Annotated in this window: 22 protein-coding genes and 1 pseudogene; 6 read left to right on the forward strand and 17 right to left on the reverse strand. The window is 39.6% G+C overall.

The window, feature by feature from the left end; genetic code table 11:
- Window position 1 precedes the first annotated feature (1 nt).
- Window positions 2-349 (forward strand): DMT family transporter, encoded by a 348-nt coding sequence (locus tag JI665_RS24260; RefSeq protein WP_206845080.1) that lies wholly within the window; start codon window positions 2-4, stop codon window positions 347-349.
- 67 nt (window positions 350-416) lie between these two features.
- Here the strand turns inward: JI665_RS24260 and JI665_RS24265 are convergent, their stop codons facing one another.
- The 6 genes and pseudogenes from JI665_RS24265 to JI665_RS24290 all read right to left on the reverse strand — a co-directional run bounded on the left by JI665_RS24265 (window position 417) and on the right by JI665_RS24290 (window position 5,548).
- The gene (locus JI665_RS24265) at window positions 417-1,256 is read right to left on the reverse strand and encodes a MurR/RpiR family transcriptional regulator (RefSeq protein ID WP_206845081.1); all 840 of its coding nucleotides are present in this window, start codon (window positions 1,254-1,256) and stop codon (window positions 417-419) included.
- 164 nt (window positions 1,257-1,420) lie between these two features.
- On the reverse strand, window positions 1,421-2,113 hold the full coding sequence (locus JI665_RS24270) for an N-acetylmannosamine-6-phosphate 2-epimerase (protein ID WP_206845082.1): 693 nt from the start codon (window positions 2,111-2,113) through the stop codon (window positions 1,421-1,423).
- A 24-nt stretch (window positions 2,114-2,137) separates the two neighbouring features.
- The gene (locus JI665_RS24275) at window positions 2,138-3,670 is read right to left on the reverse strand and encodes a maltose/glucose-specific PTS transporter subunit IIC (RefSeq protein WP_206845083.1); all 1,533 of its coding nucleotides are present in this window, start codon (window positions 3,668-3,670) and stop codon (window positions 2,138-2,140) included.
- Between the two features lie 250 nt (window positions 3,671-3,920).
- Entirely contained in the window at window positions 3,921-4,463 is a 543-nt protein-coding gene (locus JI665_RS24280) for a GNAT family N-acetyltransferase (protein ID WP_206845237.1), read from the reverse strand.
- Window positions 4,464-4,654: 191 nt separating this feature from the next.
- Window positions 4,655-5,199 (reverse strand): annotated as a pseudogene (locus tag JI665_RS24285) (TerD family protein).
- Between the two features lie 145 nt (window positions 5,200-5,344).
- The gene (locus tag JI665_RS24290; RefSeq protein ID WP_206845086.1) at window positions 5,345-5,548 is read right to left on the reverse strand and encodes a hypothetical protein; all 204 of its coding nucleotides are present in this window, start codon (window positions 5,546-5,548) and stop codon (window positions 5,345-5,347) included.
- A gap of 159 nt (window positions 5,549-5,707) precedes the next feature.
- Here JI665_RS24290 and JI665_RS24295 point away from each other — a divergent pair, with 159 nt between their 5' ends.
- Complete coding sequence (locus JI665_RS24295; protein WP_206845089.1) at window positions 5,708-6,178, forward strand: SRPBCC domain-containing protein; 471 nt, start codon at window positions 5,708-5,710, stop codon at window positions 6,176-6,178.
- A 47-nt stretch (window positions 6,179-6,225) separates the two neighbouring features.
- Here JI665_RS24295 and JI665_RS24300 read toward each other — a convergent pair whose 3' ends face one another.
- From JI665_RS24300 to JI665_RS24315, 4 genes are all read right to left on the reverse strand, one after another.
- Window positions 6,226-6,426 carry a ChaB family protein gene (locus JI665_RS24300; RefSeq protein WP_206845090.1) on the reverse strand — a complete coding sequence of 67 codons (201 nt, stop codon included), beginning with the start codon at window positions 6,424-6,426 and terminating at the stop codon, window positions 6,226-6,228.
- Window positions 6,427-6,544: 118 nt separating this feature from the next.
- Window positions 6,545-6,868, reverse strand: coding sequence for a hypothetical protein (locus JI665_RS24305; RefSeq protein ID WP_206845091.1), 324 nt, complete (start codon window positions 6,866-6,868; stop codon window positions 6,545-6,547).
- Between the two features lie 12 nt (window positions 6,869-6,880).
- A complete protein-coding gene (locus JI665_RS24310; protein WP_211202700.1) occupies window positions 6,881-7,729 on the reverse strand; it encodes a hypothetical protein in 849 nt (282 codons plus the stop codon).
- Window positions 7,730-7,918: 189 nt separating this feature from the next.
- The gene (locus JI665_RS24315) at window positions 7,919-8,389 is read right to left on the reverse strand and encodes an Lrp/AsnC family transcriptional regulator (protein ID WP_206845093.1); all 471 of its coding nucleotides are present in this window, start codon (window positions 8,387-8,389) and stop codon (window positions 7,919-7,921) included.
- 208 nt (window positions 8,390-8,597) lie between these two features.
- Here JI665_RS24315 and JI665_RS24320 point away from each other — a divergent pair, with 208 nt between their 5' ends.
- Window positions 8,598-9,527: a DMT family transporter gene (locus tag JI665_RS24320; protein ID WP_206845095.1), complete on the forward strand. Its 930-nt coding sequence runs from the start codon at window positions 8,598-8,600 to the stop codon at window positions 9,525-9,527.
- A 94-nt stretch (window positions 9,528-9,621) separates the two neighbouring features.
- On the opposite strand, the gene JI665_RS24325 is transcribed toward JI665_RS24320, so the two are convergent.
- A complete protein-coding gene (locus tag JI665_RS24325; protein ID WP_206845097.1) occupies window positions 9,622-9,918 on the reverse strand; it encodes a hypothetical protein in 297 nt (98 codons plus the stop codon).
- 281 nt (window positions 9,919-10,199) lie between these two features.
- Between JI665_RS24325 and JI665_RS24330 the strand changes: the two genes are divergently transcribed.
- On the forward strand, window positions 10,200-10,637 hold the full coding sequence (locus JI665_RS24330; RefSeq protein WP_009335446.1) for a cell wall hydrolase: 438 nt from the start codon (window positions 10,200-10,202) through the stop codon (window positions 10,635-10,637).
- Window positions 10,638-10,706: 69 nt separating this feature from the next.
- On the opposite strand, the gene JI665_RS24335 is transcribed toward JI665_RS24330, so the two are convergent.
- From JI665_RS24335 to spxA, 5 genes are all read right to left on the reverse strand, one after another.
- On the reverse strand, window positions 10,707-11,300 hold the full coding sequence (locus tag JI665_RS24335; RefSeq protein WP_206845099.1) for a hypothetical protein: 594 nt from the start codon (window positions 11,298-11,300) through the stop codon (window positions 10,707-10,709).
- A gap of 329 nt (window positions 11,301-11,629) precedes the next feature.
- Window positions 11,630-12,115 carry a hypothetical protein gene (locus tag JI665_RS24340; RefSeq protein WP_206845102.1) on the reverse strand — a complete coding sequence of 162 codons (486 nt, stop codon included), beginning with the start codon at window positions 12,113-12,115 and terminating at the stop codon, window positions 11,630-11,632.
- A gap of 403 nt (window positions 12,116-12,518) precedes the next feature.
- Window positions 12,519-12,848 carry an IDEAL domain-containing protein gene (locus JI665_RS24345; protein WP_206845104.1) on the reverse strand — a complete coding sequence of 110 codons (330 nt, stop codon included), beginning with the start codon at window positions 12,846-12,848 and terminating at the stop codon, window positions 12,519-12,521.
- An 84-nt stretch (window positions 12,849-12,932) separates the two neighbouring features.
- A complete protein-coding gene (locus tag JI665_RS24350; protein ID WP_206845105.1) occupies window positions 12,933-13,346 on the reverse strand; it encodes an RrF2 family transcriptional regulator in 414 nt (137 codons plus the stop codon).
- An 85-nt stretch (window positions 13,347-13,431) separates the two neighbouring features.
- A complete protein-coding gene (gene spxA, locus JI665_RS24355; RefSeq protein WP_076260056.1) occupies window positions 13,432-13,827 on the reverse strand; it encodes a transcriptional regulator SpxA in 396 nt (131 codons plus the stop codon).
- 226 nt (window positions 13,828-14,053) lie between these two features.
- Here spxA and JI665_RS24360 point away from each other — a divergent pair, with 226 nt between their 5' ends.
- Entirely contained in the window at window positions 14,054-15,487 is a 1,434-nt protein-coding gene (locus JI665_RS24360; protein WP_206845107.1) for a PLP-dependent aminotransferase family protein, read from the forward strand.
- A 279-nt stretch (window positions 15,488-15,766) separates the two neighbouring features.
- Window positions 15,767-16,420, forward strand: coding sequence for a cupin domain-containing protein (locus JI665_RS24365; RefSeq protein ID WP_206845109.1), 654 nt, complete (start codon window positions 15,767-15,769; stop codon window positions 16,418-16,420).
- A 76-nt stretch (window positions 16,421-16,496) separates the two neighbouring features.
- Here JI665_RS24365 and JI665_RS24370 read toward each other — a convergent pair whose 3' ends face one another.
- The gene (locus JI665_RS24370; RefSeq protein ID WP_206845111.1) at window positions 16,497-16,937 is read right to left on the reverse strand and encodes a GNAT family N-acetyltransferase; all 441 of its coding nucleotides are present in this window, start codon (window positions 16,935-16,937) and stop codon (window positions 16,497-16,499) included.
- Between the last annotated feature and the right edge of the window lie 18 nt (window positions 16,938-16,955).

The raw sequence follows: 16,955 nt of genomic DNA on the forward strand, positions 1-16,955 counted from the left end.
TATGAGGGGATATTTTTATTTAACAGTCTCAATCGCAGGAGAGATTTTTGCCACCACCATGCTCAAGCTGTCGGATGGATTTACTGTGCCACTGCCAACTGCGGGAGTCTTGTTTGGCTATACACTTTCATTTTATTGCTTATCATTATGTCTTAAAACGGTTCTATTAAGTCTGGCTTATGCCATTTGGTCAGGTGCAGGAACAGCGTTAACAGCGTTGATTGGGTCCATTATATGGGGAGAAGCATTTAGCAGCCTCAAGATACTCGGAATCATTTTGATTATTGGAGGAATAGTCGTATTGAATTCTGACAGCAGTGCAGAAACGGTAAAAGAGCCTTCACGCTAGGGCTCTTTTTTTGTTCCCTCATGCAGGGAGGAGAGTGAGCAGATTGAGCAGATCCATACTCCCTTTATTAAATATCTTTTAAAGCCCTCAGCGTCTTATCCCTAATCTGAACACGGTTGATATAATCCTTTGCAACAAGTTCTGTGTACAATAAATCAAATAGCAGAAACAGAGGGAGTGTTGGAGAAATGTTCTGCCCCATATGCATACTGCTTTTACTCATAACCAGAAGGGATAAATCTGCTAACTGGGAAAGTTCAGATGTTTTATCACTTGTTATGGCAAGAACTGATGCCCCTTGTTGCTTGGCAATCTTAACAGCATCAATGACTTCTTTTGTTTTCCCTGAAACTGAAATGCCTAGGACAAGACTGCCGCCAGAGCTTAACGCAGCATCCATCACCGCCTGATGAGGGTCTGTAATAGACTCAACCTGGATACCAATCCTGAAAAACTTCCATTTGAACTCCTGTGCTGCAATTCCTGAGTTGCCGATGCCGTATACATGCACTTTTTTTGCATCAGTTAAAAGTGAAACGGCTTGCTGAATATCTAAATAAGTCATTTTCCGAAAAGTCGTTTCGATAATCTCCAAATGATTCTGATAGAGATTGGAAAAATAATCAATCTCCTTGATATCACTGGATACAGTCGGTTTGTTCCTTAAATCAATATATCTTTTTAATTCATGCTTAAATTCATTAAAACCTGAAAAAGAGATTTTCTGACAAAAACGGGTGATTGTAGCTGGGGAAATATGAATTTTTTTGGCAATTTGACTAATCGACAATTGGCTGATTTCATCCGGATTTTCGATTATATACTTTGCCAAGTCCGACTCAGAGCTTGTGAATTTTTCCATGGTGCAGGCTATGCCATGCAGAAGATTCTCACCGAGATATTCCATACTCTTTTCTCCTCTATTAGATAGTCCCTAGGTACATTATACAAGATACTATCCTTATTTTTAGATCATTTGCTAAAAACTATGAAATCCCCCTTATCTTGCCGAACAAAAGCAAAAAGCTGAAAACAGCCCAGTCGGCAGCCTGAGCTATTTTCAGCTATTCTTTATTTTTGCATAGCGTCTACAAATCTTTTCGTAATGATCTGCGGTCTTGTAATTGCACCGCCTACCACAACTGAGTGAACATGAATATTCAGCACAGAGCGTGCAATTTCCGGGGTTGAAACATTTCCTTCAGCTATTACCTTTGCATGCTTCACATCTTTGACGATCTGTTTGATCACAGCGTAGTCATGATCATCAATTTTCAATCCTTTTGTTTCTTCTGTATATCCGTATAATGTTGGTGCCACTATATCAAATCCCAGCTTGTCGGCAAAAACGGCTTCCTCCACTGAAGAAACATCTGCCATCAGCAAAATCTGTGGATACTTCGATCTTACTTCCTGATAAAACGATTCTAAATCACTGCCATCCGGCCGGATCCGATTAGTTGCATCTGTTGCAATGATTTCGGCTCCCGTCTCAGCTAAGGCATCGATTTCTTTCATGGTTGGTGTAATAAAGACAGGATGATCCTTGTATACCTGTTTGATGATACCGATAACAGGAAGATCGACTAGTTCTTTAATTTCCCTAATATCAGGAACGGAGTTTGCCCGAATGCCAGCAGCTCCTCCCTCCTTTGCAGCCAATGCCATGCGCCCCATAATGAATGGACTATGAAGCGGTTCTCCTTCTAAAGCCTGACAGGATACGATTAGTCCATTTTTGATCTGTTCCAGCACTTGATGCATTTAAAAACACGTCCTTATTATTTATTACTGACCTAAATACTCTTCTACTTCGTTTTTAACAATGGTGACTTGAGGTCCATAAATAATTTGAACACCCGTTCCTTTTTTCACAATTCCTTTTGATCCAGTCTGTTTAATGACATCATCTTTTACGAGGGAATCATCTTTAACAGTTACCCGGAGACGAGTCGCACAGCAATCAACAATTTCAATATTATTTGTTCCGCCCAATCCTTCTACAATTGTTTTGGCACGGTCTGTAGCTGAAACTTGCTCTGCTGCCTGTTCTTCGTCTTCACGTCCAAGAACTTTGAAGTTCTTTTTTCTGATTAAGAATTTAAACGTAAAGTAGTAAAGGAAGAACCATGGAATACCTACCATCAATACATATGGCCAATTTGTTTTATCGGCACCTTGAAGAATTCCAAATAAGATGAAATCAATAAATCCGCCTGAGAAGGTTTGCCCAACAGTAATATTGAAAATGTCTGCCATCATAAAAGCAAAACCATCGAAAATAGCATGCACTAAATAAAGAAGAGGTGCCACGAATAAGAAGCTAAATTCAAGCGGTTCTGTGATACCGGTCAGGAATGATGTTAACGCTGCTGAAAGCAAAATACCTGCTACCACTTTTCTGTTTTTCTTTTTAGAGCAATGGTAGATGGCCAATGCAGCTCCCGGCAGGCCAAACATCATTGTAATAAAACGGCCTGACATGAATCTGGATACCCCTTCGTAATATTGTTCAGTCGATGGGTCACCCAATTGCGCAAAAAAGATATTTTGTGTACCGCTGACTAATTTTCCGCCAATCTCCAGTGTTCCGCCAAGAGCAGTTTGCCAGAAAGGAAGGTAGAAAATATGGTGCAGGCCAAGCGGTCCAAGCATACGCAGAATAAATCCATAGAAAAGGGTTCCGATTTCCCCTGTGCCTGTAACCACTGATCCAAGCCCATTGATTAATGCCTGGAAATATGGCCATATCACAAATAGAATCGCTCCTACAAAAATCGAAGCAAATGAAACGACTATAGGAATAAAACGAGATCCCCCAAAGAATCCTAACACTTGAGGCAGCTGAATTTTATTGTATTTATTATGCAGGGCAGCTGCTGCAATCCCGACGATAATTCCGCCAAATACACCTGTTTCCAAAGTCTGAATCCCGACAGCCAGCCCTTGACCGGCTCCTGCAAGGTTATCCTTGGCCAGGTCTCCGGTTAATGAAAGCAGCGCACTGATGGTACTGTTCATAACAAAATAACCGATCATGGCTGCTAAACCAGCCGTTGCTTTATCTGAACGTGCTAAACCAATCGCTACCCCTACCGCAAATATGATCGGCAAGTTGGCAAATACGATTGAACCCGCCGCACTCATGATCGTAAAAATAGCCTGCAGCCAGCTGATATCTAAAAATGGATAAGCTGAAACCGTATTCGGGTTAGACAGCGCTCCGCCAATTCCTAATAATAAACCTGCTGCCGGCAAAACGGCTATTGGCAGCATAAACGATTTACCAAATTGCTGTGCCTTTTCAAAAGCTTTTTTCATTGATACTGACCCCCTTTACCTTGATGAGAAGCTTTTCTGCTTTAACCTTCTATCCGTATCATATATTCACAGCTTCAGCAGTTCAATGAGATTGAAACCGTTTTCAATCCTTTTCATCATTCTGCCGTCAACGCTGAAAATACGTTCAATTGCTAAATTGCCTAAAAAACATAATTCGAAATTTGGAGGACAGTAAAAGAAAATATAAAATGGGGTTGATTATTTACGGTTAAATCTTCATTCAGCAAGATTATAAAATAGAATTAACCTTGATTCGCCAAATCATATGATGAGCCCCTTCTCCCCAATAATCCTTTAACAAATAATCAGGTTCCCCAAACTTTTTTCTCCAGACCTTTTGTGAATGTTTATATCCTGAATCTAAGCAGAATTCTTCTATTCCTTTATTCCTTAAGGTCAAATAAATTGCTGCCACTAATTGATTGCCTATGCCTTTTTTCTGATAGTCAGGATGCACGAATACTGTGCCCACTTCATAAAGATCTTTAAGTGCCTGATCTGTACATTTTTTTATTAGGTCACTAGCTGGACCGTATTCTATTGATCCAATGATTTTTTCTCCATGTAAAGCAATTAAAAAATACCGTTCTTTACCGCCGCTTTTCATATCACTATTCAGACAGCTTTTCTTGGCTTTAATTTCTTCTTCCATGTCTTTCAGCAAATCTCCAATACCTTCTTTGTGAAACGTATCGGTTACAACCAATCTAAAGAAATTGTTTAGATCTTTTACATCCTCTTCTAATGGTCTTCTTATCATGACACTATTCATTATTAACTTCCTTTCGCGAATCTGACTTACCTGTCCTGTTAGCCCAATAAACTGCAATCCTGTACTTTTGATCAAAAATGCCCCCTGACCAGGGGGCATTATTATCCAAATCGAAACCTATGGCTATGTATTCATTTTAAGCTGGAGCAGGAAAATTTGTGTTGTTTCCGGCCTGTAAAAATCCCTCTGTTTTACTTTTTACCGAACAGCTCGCCATGGAATCCTCTTGCAACCGGATTGAACTTCCACTCCCCGTTATGCCGGTAAAGATCTGCTGCCACAATCGCTGTTTCAGCAGTAAAATCTTTTCCCAGATCAAATCGAAGGATTTCTTCACCGGTAACTCGGTTCAGGATGTGATATAGGCTTTATTTAATTGCCCGAAATGCTGTCCCTTTTGCTCGGCATCGTTAATCGTCACAGTAAAACTGAGCCTTTCCACATGGAGAGGAACTTTAGAAAGGCGGACCTCAATCTGTTCACTATCGCCGTGATCACTTCCAATCCGGCTGTCTCCATGGTAAAGAACACTGCCTTCACCGGCAATCGGATTGTTGTAAAAAACAAAATCCCCTTCTGATTTCACTTTTCCACTTCCTCCAAGCAGGAACACACTCGCATCGAGGTCAAAATCGGTCCCTGATATATCCCAGCCAAGTCCAACCGTAACCTCCTGAAGGTCAGGGTGCTTCTTCGTTAAATCGGTCTTTTGCCCCTTTAATAATGTTACACTCATTTGGATACTTCCTTCCATTTTGTTTCTTTCAGTCTAGCATATCTCGTATGCGCAAACAGTTAAGAGTAAAATAATAACCCGCCATGAATGACGGGTTCTGGTTTTATGGAATTTAACATAAATTGCTGGACTAAGAGAATTAGAATCAGTCCCCTCCTCCACCGCAGCCTCCGCCATCTCCTCCAAAGCCGCCTTCTAAACTATCACAGTTATGCGAACTGCTATAGTCTCCAGTATGGTGATAGGAAGTATGATTTTTCCCGCTGGCATAAGAACGATTGGATGGTCTGGAACCACCAATAGCGATCATGATAATAAAAAGTAACCCAATTATAATGAATCCTGACATTTCCATCACCCCTTATTTTTATATACGAAAGATGGCTCGTTAGGTTTCAGAAAATTAAAATAAATTAAATGATACATTTATGAGTGTAATAACAGGCAGGTTCTACCGAAAAAACTATTATGATGACTTTGAATAACTAGAAAGAAAGAGGATTTTAAGATGAAAGAAATACTGGTATACAGATATGAAGATGTTATCCATGCCCCGATTGATTTGGTTTTCAAATACGTGGATGATGATGAAAAAATAAAGCTCTGGAATACAATGCTTATCGAAAACATTTACGACAATGAGGAAAATAATCCGGTCCCAGAGCCTGGCACCAAGTTTGTCACCGTTCAGAAACTGGATAAAAAAATCATCAAAATTGATTCCGAATTGATTGAATATGAAGCTCCCCATAAAGTTGTTATGCACTCTCATTCCAAAGAAGGATTAAGCATTTCAAAGTATCACTTATCAAGAGAACATAACGGAACGCGTCTGATTGTGGAAGCAAGCCTTGTTCCAAGCAACTTCTTCTATAAGCTAACAACCAAACTTTTAGGATGGACAGCTAAATTTGTGTTTGAAGAACAATACCAGAACTTGAAGAGATATGTGGAGAATGAAGTGGATGATGATGAATAAAAAAGGTGTCCTGGAACAGGACACCTTTTACTGTAAAAGCCTATTTACTATTCCTTCTTCACCCATTTATCATCATCATTCTTCTCATATTTCTTCTTCACTGCACTCCAGGCAACCTTAAAGGCCGTTTCTTCCTCGTCATACTCTTCGCTTGCAGAATTAAACGCTTCCTTAAAGATTTCCTGTGCGTGGTGCGGAAGATTATCTTTGACGGAATCAGGCAGATCGCTTAGTTTATCATAAGGCATTTTTGCTTCCTCCCCTGCACATGTTCTTATATGTATTTTTCCTGATTATAAGTGTTTTAAACATAGTCTCAGGAATACCTCATGTACAGATATAGCTACTCAGCCGCCTGTCATCCAACTACTCGGGAAGATTAATCAGTTCATCATAATACTCCTGGGGATTGGAAATATGGTTATCAATGAAAAACTTTGCCTGTTCTTTGAACATATCAATGTAAGACTCTCTGCTAATGGCTAAATCCCCTAAATCGGCAGTGTCTCCTTGAACTTGTACTGTACCTGCCTTTACGTCAACAACAACGGTCATATGTATCTTATCCTTGTAAAGAACAGTTCCCGTCACTTGTTGTTTCACTAAATCGACAAAAGAAAATTCATGGCGTACACCTGTTGGTTTAAACAGCGTATAGCCTGCATTTGCTTGATCTTTATAATCACTCATACTTCCACCTCATCATTTCACAATACCCTTGCCATTCAGCCAATTTTCTGCAGTGTCAATAAAGTCAGGTCTCTTCCAGGCAGTAATGGCATGTCTTTCTCCCATCCGTTCAACAAGACTTTGAAAAAACAAATCCCCCAAATAATATCCCAATCGGCTATACCCAAATCTTTCACCGCCGCGGATAGAAAACCATTCAAGAAATATCGCATCTGCTGTTTTTGAAGCATAATCTTCAGCAAATTTCAGCTTGATATCATGATGGTTGGATACTGCGAATTCCAGCCAACCACCCCCTTCATTATCGAAGGAAAAATAGACAGACCGGCTTAAACCGGATTCCGTCATTCTGGAAAAATGGGTAGCCGTCCCTTCCTGATACAGCCAGGTAAGAGGGTTTGCCCACCTTATTTTTGCCCAGTCCATCCCCGATTCATTTGAAATAATATTGTGGCAGGCATGTCCAAACTCATGCGCAACTATAGCTTTTAGATGATCGGTTTCTGGCGACAACTTCTCTAAAGCAAAGGTAATATTAGGAATGATCATCCGATGTGTAAAGGCATTCGAACCAAATCCGCCCACGATCAGATTAATTTCAATCGGAAATGAAACCTGATACCCGGCTGAATACTTATAAGCCACTTCTTCGATTACAGGAATAATCTTTCCATGAACGGCATCAATTGCAGGCAGCAAATACTTTGCAATCGATTGCCGGTGCCTTTCTTCGGAGTCGTTACAATGATAGGCAAAATACTCCATAAATACTTCAGGATATTTATCATAGTAGCTTCTTAAGAAATCTACCGAAGGCTGATAGCTGCGCATAAAAAACGGAACGGTATCAATGATTTTCATCGATTAGATCCAATCTTTCACATAAGCCACTAAACCGATCACAGAACCAATTACAGCGCCAAAAAGCACATAATAACGTGTTTCGAGCTGAGCGAGCTTTTTTGTCAAACTAACCCCTCCTGACCTTTGTTCCTATTTTCTACGCTTATTTTTGGAAAAGTTTTCAAGTTTTTGTTAAAGACCCTACTCCTAGATCGGCAGCACCGTCGAATCCTTAATTTCCCTCAGTGCCAGGCTGGTCTGAATCTTCGTAATTCCCAATTCATTCAGCTTCCTGATAAACATCTCCAGCCCCTTGCGATCCTTGCAGGCAACTTTCAATAGATAATCATACTCCCCTGTTAAACAATGACACTCTAAAACTTCCTTCATGGATTCCAGCGTTTTTTCAAGAGATTCCAGTTTTTCAGCCTGGTGCATATTGGTGCTCATGAACACGAAGCATAATAAATCAAAGCCCAGCTTCTCATGGCTTAGAATAGCCACATGTTTTTGGATATACCCTTCCGCTTCCAAACGCTTAATCCTTGCGTGTACAGCTGGAGCAGACAGATTCACCCTTTTCGACAGTTCCAGATTGCTAATCCGCGAGTCCTTTTGGAGCAAATCCAATATTTTAATATCCAGGTTATCTAACACCTTGCTTACAATCGATTCCACTACCCATCAGCCCTTTTCAATTATTCCAAATACTGATCAAATCACATGTTCAAACTGAATATCACAAACTTATAATCTCATATACTTTTAATTATTTTGAATTAATATCATTATACAAAATTATCTTTTGTTTGATATAAAAAATGTTAAAATTATTCATATAAACAATGTCATTGTGCACAATGGCTCTGAAAAGGAGCTAAATGACGTGAAATATTACCTCCTCCTTCTATTAACAAGTTTTCTTTGGGGCGGAAATTTTATTGTAGGAAAAACGCTTGTTGATCACGGATCCCCTATTACCTTAACCATTTTAAGATGGGCCATCGCCATCATTTGTCTTGTTCCTCTTGTATGGCATAAAGAGAAACGGCTGCTGCCACCCAAAAATGCCATCCTGCCATTATTGCTGATGGGCATCACGGGAGTAGCTTTGTTTCAGGCACTGCAATTCATGGCACTGGAAAAAACATCGGCCACCAGTGTCGGCTTAATCTCTACATTAAATATGTTTTCCATTGCTGCCTTTTCTTTCATTTTTCTAAAAGAAAAAATAAACACACTGCAGTTCATGTCCATGTTCGTTTCATTGTTTGGCGTACTGCTGGTCCTTTCAAAAGGAAGCCTGGAGATGCTGGTTTCGCTGCAGTTTAATAACGGGGACCTTTTTATGATGGCCGCGGTGGGCATGTGGGGAATTTATTCGGTCTGCAGCAAATGGGCCATGTCTTTCGTTACACCTATGATGTCCATCTTATACTCAGGCATATTTGGCCTACTCGTGCTTTTGCCGTTCAACACTGCTGATTTCACCATTACAGATGTCAGTACTTCATTTCTTTTATCCATTCTGTATACGGGTCTGATTTCAACAGTCCTATGCATGGTGCTCTGGAACATCGGGGTCAACCAGCTGGGACCAAGCACTTCCGGCTTGTTCCTAAACTTTAATCCAATTTTCACAGCCATCTTAGCTTTTATCTTCTTAGGAGAGGTTATGAACTGGATACAAGCCATCGGAAGCATCATTGTCATTGCAGGGTGTTTCTTATTCTCGGCACTTAAAACCAGGCCTGGAAAAACAACAATGGGGATTCCCGCAACAGTGTTCATAAGGGAGCCGGTTAAGGAGAGATAAGAGAGCGGGACAGAGGGACAGGTCCCTCGTCCCAGCTGAAAGTTGGGGACAGAATACCTGTCCCCTTGTCCCTTTATCTCCACCCTTCTAAATATTAGTGCGGTATTGAATGTGTTATCAAATAAAAAACCATTAATATACTAAACCCGCATAGCAAAAATAACATCGCATAAAAAACCTTCCTCCATAATCCGCCTATGAAGTAGACACTTACTAAAAAATAATAGATTAATGCTCCCCCAAAAATAAACAGCAGAAATTCTTTAGTTGATTCCTTTGAAGGCAATGGCGTCGTCACATTTGTTAATACCATACCTCCGAAAATAAATAGGCCAATACCATATAATAAACTTTTCATGCTTACTTCTCTTGTATCATTTTGAGTTTTCAAGATACCCACCCCTCTTAAGTAGTGGTACGAATTTCCATAGAGAAAGTTTCATTAACCCCCCCCCCTTTTTTTGCATATTTCAAACGGAGGCAGCATATAAATTAGGTAGCTTATTTAAATAGAGCTCGAAGCAGTTAAGCCACACTAACTGTTTATATATCCGTAATAAGGGGGTGCTGAACACGCAATGCGGTTTGCACCCCCAATTAATATTTCTTCCTTTGAACCCGTTAGCATGTTTACAGGATTTCTTAATACAATTCTTTTAGAGGTGATAAAAAGTGCCAAGAGTACAATATACCGACAGTGACGTGGCTTTAATGGCAAGGATGATGAGGGCAGAAGCCGAAGGTGAAGGAAAACTGGGGATGCTTATGGTCGGAAATGTTATAGTCAATCGAAGAGCGGCTGATTGCCTCGATTTTGTAGGTCTCCGGACAATACCTCAAGTCATATTTCAAGTGCAGGGAGGAAATTACTCTTTTGAAGCCGTACAGAAAGGGAATGTTTTTTACAACAGGGCCAGAGGTGTAGAGAAACGATTGGCTAAACAAACCTTAGACTATTGGAGGCAGCATCCTTCCAAGTTTGCTCTCTGGTATTTCAATCCATATGCTCCATGTCCGCCAACATGGTACGATCAGCCTTTTTCAGGACAATTCAAACAGCATTGCTATTATGAACCCCAAGCTAATACATGTGAAAGTGTTTATAGGTGATCATACCCCCACGTTTAGTGGGGGATAATTTGCCTTCCTTTAGTGTATGTAAATCCCAAAAGAAAGCTCTTAGTTACTATCCACTTTCTCAAGGGCATCCGCATAATAATCATCTATTACCAGCATCGGTTCCTTTATAGCTTCCAGGAGTTTTTCTACATTGACAGATTCCTTTTCCAGTTCTTCGCTAACACTTCTATAAACTGTAATAACCGCTTCTATTCTTTCTGTTTCTTCCTTACTCATACGATATGATTGATTTTCAAGAAACTTATCCGTCATGCCATTTATAAACCCATCAACACGAAATAAGCTATATTGAAGCAAGTTCCAATCAGGTGCATCCTCTCCCATATCAAAAACAGACATGGCAGACAAATAGGAATTGATACTTCTGCTCTCTCCGTTCACAACCCTCCATGAATTATATAACTCGTCTTTAAATTCATCCTCTTTCTCAATAGGTATCTGAACAAATTCCTCAAGCCAGTGGGCCGAATTATCGCCTACTGCAGCTATAAACCTCAAATGTGCATAATTCCTTTCCTGGCTTTGTTTTATATAGTGCCTGTATCCGAGATTTATATAAATGCTATAAACAAAAGCTGACACCATTAATATAAAGAACATTCTCTTAAAATACTTTTTCATTGTCTTCTTCATCAAATCCCCCTCTGCATCTATCGTTCCAAAAAATAAAAAGCCGCCCTCCTGGCAGCTGACTAACTAGCAAAATTGATTAACACTGCTCCCCAATAAAGAAAACTCATAGTAAGAAATACAAATGCAAATGTGGATATAGCTTTTGGCAATTTACCGTATGTATAAATGAATGTACACCCAATTAAAATGTGGATAATAGCAAAAAGGATTAGGTTCATTTTTCCACCTCTTTACTAAATGGTATTAAAAAAAATGGAAAGCAACCCCTGATGGAATAAAACTAGCCGCCATTTTCACGAAAAACTACTTATCAATACAATCGCTTATTCTTACCATTTCAATAAGGAAGCATCCAAAACATACACGCCACCCATAAACACAATCCAAACAAGAACAGGCAACCCTAAAGATTTCAAAGCATTTCTCCAGCCGCCGAATTGCTTGCGCTGCAAAATATAATCCGTAATAAAAAATAACACAGCCGCTGCTAAACTTAATCCAAGCAATATTGATCCAAAAAGCAAGTGCAGGATTAATGAAATATATATTTCCATTACCCTGTTAGTACGGTTCGAAATAAAAAAGGCTAATAAGTCACTAACGGCAGAAGTTAAGGTGCCATAAACCAAAATGACCGGGAAGCTGTATATAAGATAAAAGGGAATGGATATCATAGCACCCTGAAAGTATTCACCAGCAGAACCAGCTTCTCCAACAAAAGGATCCGTTACAATCAGACCTAACACAATTGCGAACATAGACCCTGAAATCGATGCAGCTATTACTTTCCTTGCAAACATTTGATTGATGCTCATCTTATTGCCGCTCCTTTTTAGACATTCTATCAACATTTATGTAAAGCGGAAAAATAGTTAAATCCGAAGCACCGTTCCAAAAACCTGCTGTTAACTAGATTTTTTTATTAATTCCTTCCTGTACATATTCGAAACCAATATCCCTCTTCCTCCAAACAAATTGGAATTTTTATAGATTTTTATATCACTTTCTAATATATTACTTTTAGATTCACTTCTTTATGAAGTGGCGAGAGAGTGTAGACAAGGAAGCACCCAATACGGTTATTTTCATGCAGAACTAATGCTGACAGGAAAGAAATCATATGGACAGCCGCAGTGCACAAGACTGTCAGGCAATATAAAACAAAGTGCCTGCACCTGCCTGCTTATAAGCAGACGGGCACAGGCACTTCCTTAAATCTTATTTAATATCCTTCACAAGCTCATTCATCGAGTTCAGCTTCGAGGTCAATTCGAAAAACCATTCTTCATCTCCAGTGGAAAGGGCAAGGTCAATCAGGAAATGGATTTGTTCTTTATTGGCTACTTTTGCTGCCGGCATTTTTTTAACCTGTTTACTTAACAGGGGAATGATTTTGCCTTCAATGGTTTTATTATCACTTGAAATCACTTTTGTCTTAATAATTCCTTCTTCAAGAGTTTCGATATAGCCAACGATTAGTTCACCTTCACGGGATTTCCCCTTAATCCAATCTCCCGCTTTTAAAATGGTATTATTGTTGGACATCATATTTTTTCACCTTCTTTAAAGAGATTTCTAAACTGTAACATTTTCCGTTACATTTTAACGAATCGAAAGCTTAGCGGCTCCCAATTAATCTTCTTTATAAATCAGATCAACAATATCTTTTAATGTATAGTGTTTTAAATATTCACCAAGATGTTCTTCAGCACCTAAAAAGATGTTGATCAGAACTCTTTGCATATTTGCACCTACTACACATTCTTCATTTGAATTCGGACACTTCGGCTGCAGGGCACCTTCAGATGTAATCTTATAAATATCCCAAAGATTAACTTCACTTAAATCCCGGGCAAAAATAAATCCGCCGCCCGTTCCCTCTTTTGATTTAATAAATCCATGTTTTTTTAATAAACTCAGGACTTTTCGGATGCGGACCGGATGGACACCTGCACTTTCAGAAATCGCATCACTCGTTGACATGCGATCCAGCTGCAGGGCGAGATAAGTTAGACTGTGAATGGCAAGAGTAAAATCGCTATTCATGGCCGGCCTCCTATGTTTTCTGGTGCTGTACTGTAAGACTAAGTGTTACAGATTGACTTGTCAAGAATTTACAGGCTGGTGCTGTCTAGTTAGCCAATCTTTGCAGTTCATTGTATGAAAACGTACGAAACTTCCGTGGAAGGAAGCTGCGAATTTCGTCCTCGTTAAAGCCGACCTGGAGTCTTTTTTCATCCAGAATAATCGGTCTGCGCAGCATTTGCGGATTATCAATAATCAATTGATATAACTCTTTTAGCGGCATGGAATCAATATTCACGTTTAACTCCTGGTAAGCTTTTGATTTAGTTGAAATAATCTCCTCAGTCCCATTTTCTGTAAGACGAAGAATTGATTTAATTTCATCCACTGTAAGCGGATCTGTAACAATATTCCGTTCAACATACTCTATTTGATGCTCCTCAAGCCATGCACGGGCCTTCCGGCAGGAACCGCAGCTTGATGATAAGAATAAATTCACCATTAAAAACACTCCCTCTATTGATTTCGTCTTTATAAAAATGTAATAATAAAAATTACAGTTAGCACAAAAATAAAGCTGCATTTATTAATACTGCAGGATATACTGTAATAATAATATTTACAGTTGCAAAAGTCAATATGCACTTTTACTAAATCCTGCAGCCGATAATATTCTAAAGAGCTGATATAATATTACATATCTCATTTTTACTAAAAGGATGTTTCAATTGGATTGGAAACCTGATAGAAAATCAAAAACACCTATTTATAAGCAGCTGGCGATTTATATAGAAAACGGAATAGCAGATGGCACCTTCCCCCCAGACAAACAGCTGCCCTCAGAAAGAGGATTAGCAAAACAGTTTGATATCAATAGAAGCACAGTTGTTGCTGCATATGATGAACTAGAGTCAAACGGGATCGTTGAACGAAATCAGGGAAGCGGTACGATGGTCAGCAAGGATATCTGGGGAATGGCCAAAAGACGTATTCCAAGCTGGAACCGATATATTGAAGCAGGCTCCTTTTTGCCCAATTTGCCAGTCACACAAAGAATCCATAAAGAGCTGGCAGAAACAAAACTAATCAACCTGGCCAGCGGAGAACTCTCCCAGGACCTCTTTCCTTTAGCTTCGCTAAGAGAGATTACTTCCAATCGCTCTTTTATCGGGAAACTGGGGTATGATCACCCTCAGGGAAATGAAATCCTGAGAAAAACACTAACTGATCATGTAAAAAAATTCCGGGACATCGAGACCATCCCTTCTTCCATACTTATAACATCCGGTGCCCAGCAGGCCCTGCACCTTGTCGTCCAATGCCTCTTAAAACCCGGGGACTCTGTTGCCATCGAGGATCCCTCTTATCACTACAGCCTGCCAATCTTTAAATCAGCCGGAGTCAAAACTTATTATTTAAAGACAGGCAAGGATGGAATAAATCCTGATGATATTATAGCCTTATATAAAAAGCATCGAATTAAGATGATCTTTTTAAATCCTATTTTTCAGAACCCGACAGGAACATTGCTTCCTGAAGACAGGCGCAGAAAAATCCTTGAATTATCCTCTGAATACGGGATTCCGGTGGTGGAAGATGATCCTTACAGCCTAACACCCTTTACCGGTAAAAAAATGAATACACTCAAATCCCTGGACCGCAACGGCATTGTTTTATATATAAGCTCTCTGACCAAAATTGTCGCTTCCGGGCTTAGAATCGGCTGGATCATTGGCCCCAGATCGGTAATTGAGCGGCTATCAGACGCCAAACAGCAGGTGGATTTCGGCCATGGAAGCTATTCTCAATGGATTGCGAATGATTTTATTGAGTCCGCAGGCTTTGAGTCACATTTAAAATTTTTGACCAGGCAATTGGAACAGCGGAGAAATCAAATTGTTTCAAGCCTGGATTATTTCCTGAAAGACAAAGTGGAATTCAGCATACCGCAGGGTGGAATTCATCTTTGGTGCCGGATCAAAAAAGAGCACAATGAAAATCAGCTGCTTGAAGAATCAATTAAACGGGGTGTCATCTACGTTCCCGGAACAACCATGGGATCCGAGAAAGGATTCGTGCGTTTTACATTTGGCAGGGAAAATGAAGAAAACATCCATGTAGGGATTAAGCGGTTTGCTGAGGCTCTAAACAATCTCGAATAATAAAAAAACACCTCCTGCAAGTCATAATTATAATTATGACTTAAGAGGTGTTTTTTCCTTTGTCTCATTTAGCTAGGTCTCTTCAGTTCAAACCAGTCGTTTTTTCATTATGAATAGGCAATGCAGAACTCTGCAATAAATTAAATTTTCCATTCATTTAATCCACATATCTGCTTATCCAATTCACACCTCCACAGAGTCACACATAAAATTATGATGTCACAGTTCTGCAGGACTCAAAAAGTGTTTATTTTATTCTGAATGAATGGAGGAGCTGTCATGACGAAATCTGGTTTTGTTCCCGATAATACAAACATAAAGAAAACAAGCGGAACCCCTAATCTTTTTTTTGACTCAAGGGATAATGTTTTTTTCGAAAGAGACCCTGACAATATTGCTTATGAGGTTACTTCCACGCAAATGCCGGCCATGGTGGGCGGAGCTTTTGTAGACCTCTACCTTACAAAAGGACATATTCGGGAACCGCATTGGCACCCCAATGCCTGGGAACTGGATGTGGTGGTTTCAGGTGAAGCGATTATTTCAATTGTTGATCCTGATACGAAAAAGCTGCACAATTATCGAGCTAAGCAGGGCCAAGTCGTCTTCATCCCAATGGCTTGGTGGCATTGGATTAGACCTGCATCAGAGAAATTGCATCTCCACCTCTTCTTTAACAATGATCAATTTGAAACGGCAGAAGGGTCTGATACACTGCGCCTGACTCCTCCAGAGGTTTTCCAGATGGCCTATGGTGTGGATTCCATTAAAATAGCAGATGCCCTCTCTCCAATTAAAGAATCTGTGGTAATTGGGCCCCCTGCAAAGAGAGAGCCTTCAGAACCTATTACAAATTACTTAAATCAAGATAGTGCAAACAGAAAAAATAATAAAATATCTATAAATATCAATCATAAATCTATTGATATTTAAGAGGATCCAAGGGTATGGAAAATCCATGCCTTTTTTAATGATTAGTGCATCTCCTAATCCGATTTCTATGATTTCATTAAATACTTAATTCATAATGATAAAATTGCTCATCCCGCTTAAACCCGATTTTTTCATAGAGTCTTTGTGCAGAGAAATTATCAGGAGCCGTGCTCAGGCTGAGACTTACCGCCCCTGTTTCAGCAGCGAGTTCTTTTGCCTTGTCTATGAGCATTTCCCCTATTCCCTGTTTTCTTGCCTCTGCATCCACATACAAGTCATTCAGGATCCAGGCCCTTTTCATAGATATAGATGAAAAAGTTGGGTAAAGCTGAGTAAATCCAAGATAATTTCCTTCCTTCATTACTACATATATGACTGAGTCTTTCTTTTCTAAACGCTCTTTTATATACTCGGCTGCTGCTTCCATATCCGGTGCTTGTTTATAAAACACACGGTATAAATTAAATAAAGCGGAAACTCCTTCTAAATCGTTCATTGAAGCTTGGTAAATTTCCATATTCATAACCACCTTTAT

Origin of the sequence: Bacillus sp. NTK034, assembly GCF_017303275.1 — a bacterium.
Taxonomy (GTDB): Bacteria; Bacillota; Bacilli; order Bacillales; family Cytobacillaceae; genus Cytobacillus.

Coding starts and splice junctions, on each gene's coding strand:
- JI665_RS24260 (WP_206845080.1), top strand. CDS start 2: ATGAGGGGATATTTTTATTTAACAGTCTCAATCGCAGGAGAGATTTTT.
- JI665_RS24265 (WP_206845081.1), bottom strand. CDS start 1,256: ATGGAATATCTCGGTGAGAATCTTCTGCATGGCATAGCCTGCACCATG.
- JI665_RS24270 (WP_206845082.1), bottom strand. CDS start 2,113: ATGCATCAAGTGCTGGAACAGATCAAAAATGGACTAATCGTATCCTGT.
- JI665_RS24275 (WP_206845083.1), bottom strand. CDS start 3,670: ATGAAAAAAGCTTTTGAAAAGGCACAGCAATTTGGTAAATCGTTTATG.
- JI665_RS24280 (WP_206845237.1), bottom strand. CDS start 4,463: ATGAATAGTGTCATGATAAGAAGACCATTAGAAGAGGATGTAAAAGAT.
- JI665_RS24290 (WP_206845086.1), bottom strand. CDS start 5,548: ATGTCAGGATTCATTATAATTGGGTTACTTTTTATTATCATGATCGCT.
- JI665_RS24295 (WP_206845089.1), top strand. CDS start 5,708: ATGAAAGAAATACTGGTATACAGATATGAAGATGTTATCCATGCCCCG.
- JI665_RS24300 (WP_206845090.1), bottom strand. CDS start 6,426: ATGCCTTATGATAAACTAAGCGATCTGCCTGATTCCGTCAAAGATAAT.
- JI665_RS24305 (WP_206845091.1), bottom strand. CDS start 6,868: ATGAGTGATTATAAAGATCAAGCAAATGCAGGCTATACGCTGTTTAAA.
- JI665_RS24310 (WP_211202700.1), bottom strand. CDS start 7,729: ATGAAAATCATTGATACCGTTCCGTTTTTTATGCGCAGCTATCAGCCT.
- JI665_RS24335 (WP_206845099.1), bottom strand. CDS start 11,300: ATGAAGAAGACAATGAAAAAGTATTTTAAGAGAATGTTCTTTATATTA.
- JI665_RS24340 (WP_206845102.1), bottom strand. CDS start 12,115: ATGAGCATCAATCAAATGTTTGCAAGGAAAGTAATAGCTGCATCGATT.
- JI665_RS24345 (WP_206845104.1), bottom strand. CDS start 12,848: ATGATGTCCAACAATAATACCATTTTAAAAGCGGGAGATTGGATTAAG.
- JI665_RS24350 (WP_206845105.1), bottom strand. CDS start 13,346: ATGAATAGCGATTTTACTCTTGCCATTCACAGTCTAACTTATCTCGCC.
- spxA (WP_076260056.1), bottom strand. CDS start 13,827: ATGGTGAATTTATTCTTATCATCAAGCTGCGGTTCCTGCCGGAAGGCC.
- JI665_RS24365 (WP_206845109.1), top strand. CDS start 15,767: ATGACGAAATCTGGTTTTGTTCCCGATAATACAAACATAAAGAAAACA.
- JI665_RS24370 (WP_206845111.1), bottom strand. CDS start 16,937: ATGGAAATTTACCAAGCTTCAATGAACGATTTAGAAGGAGTTTCCGCT.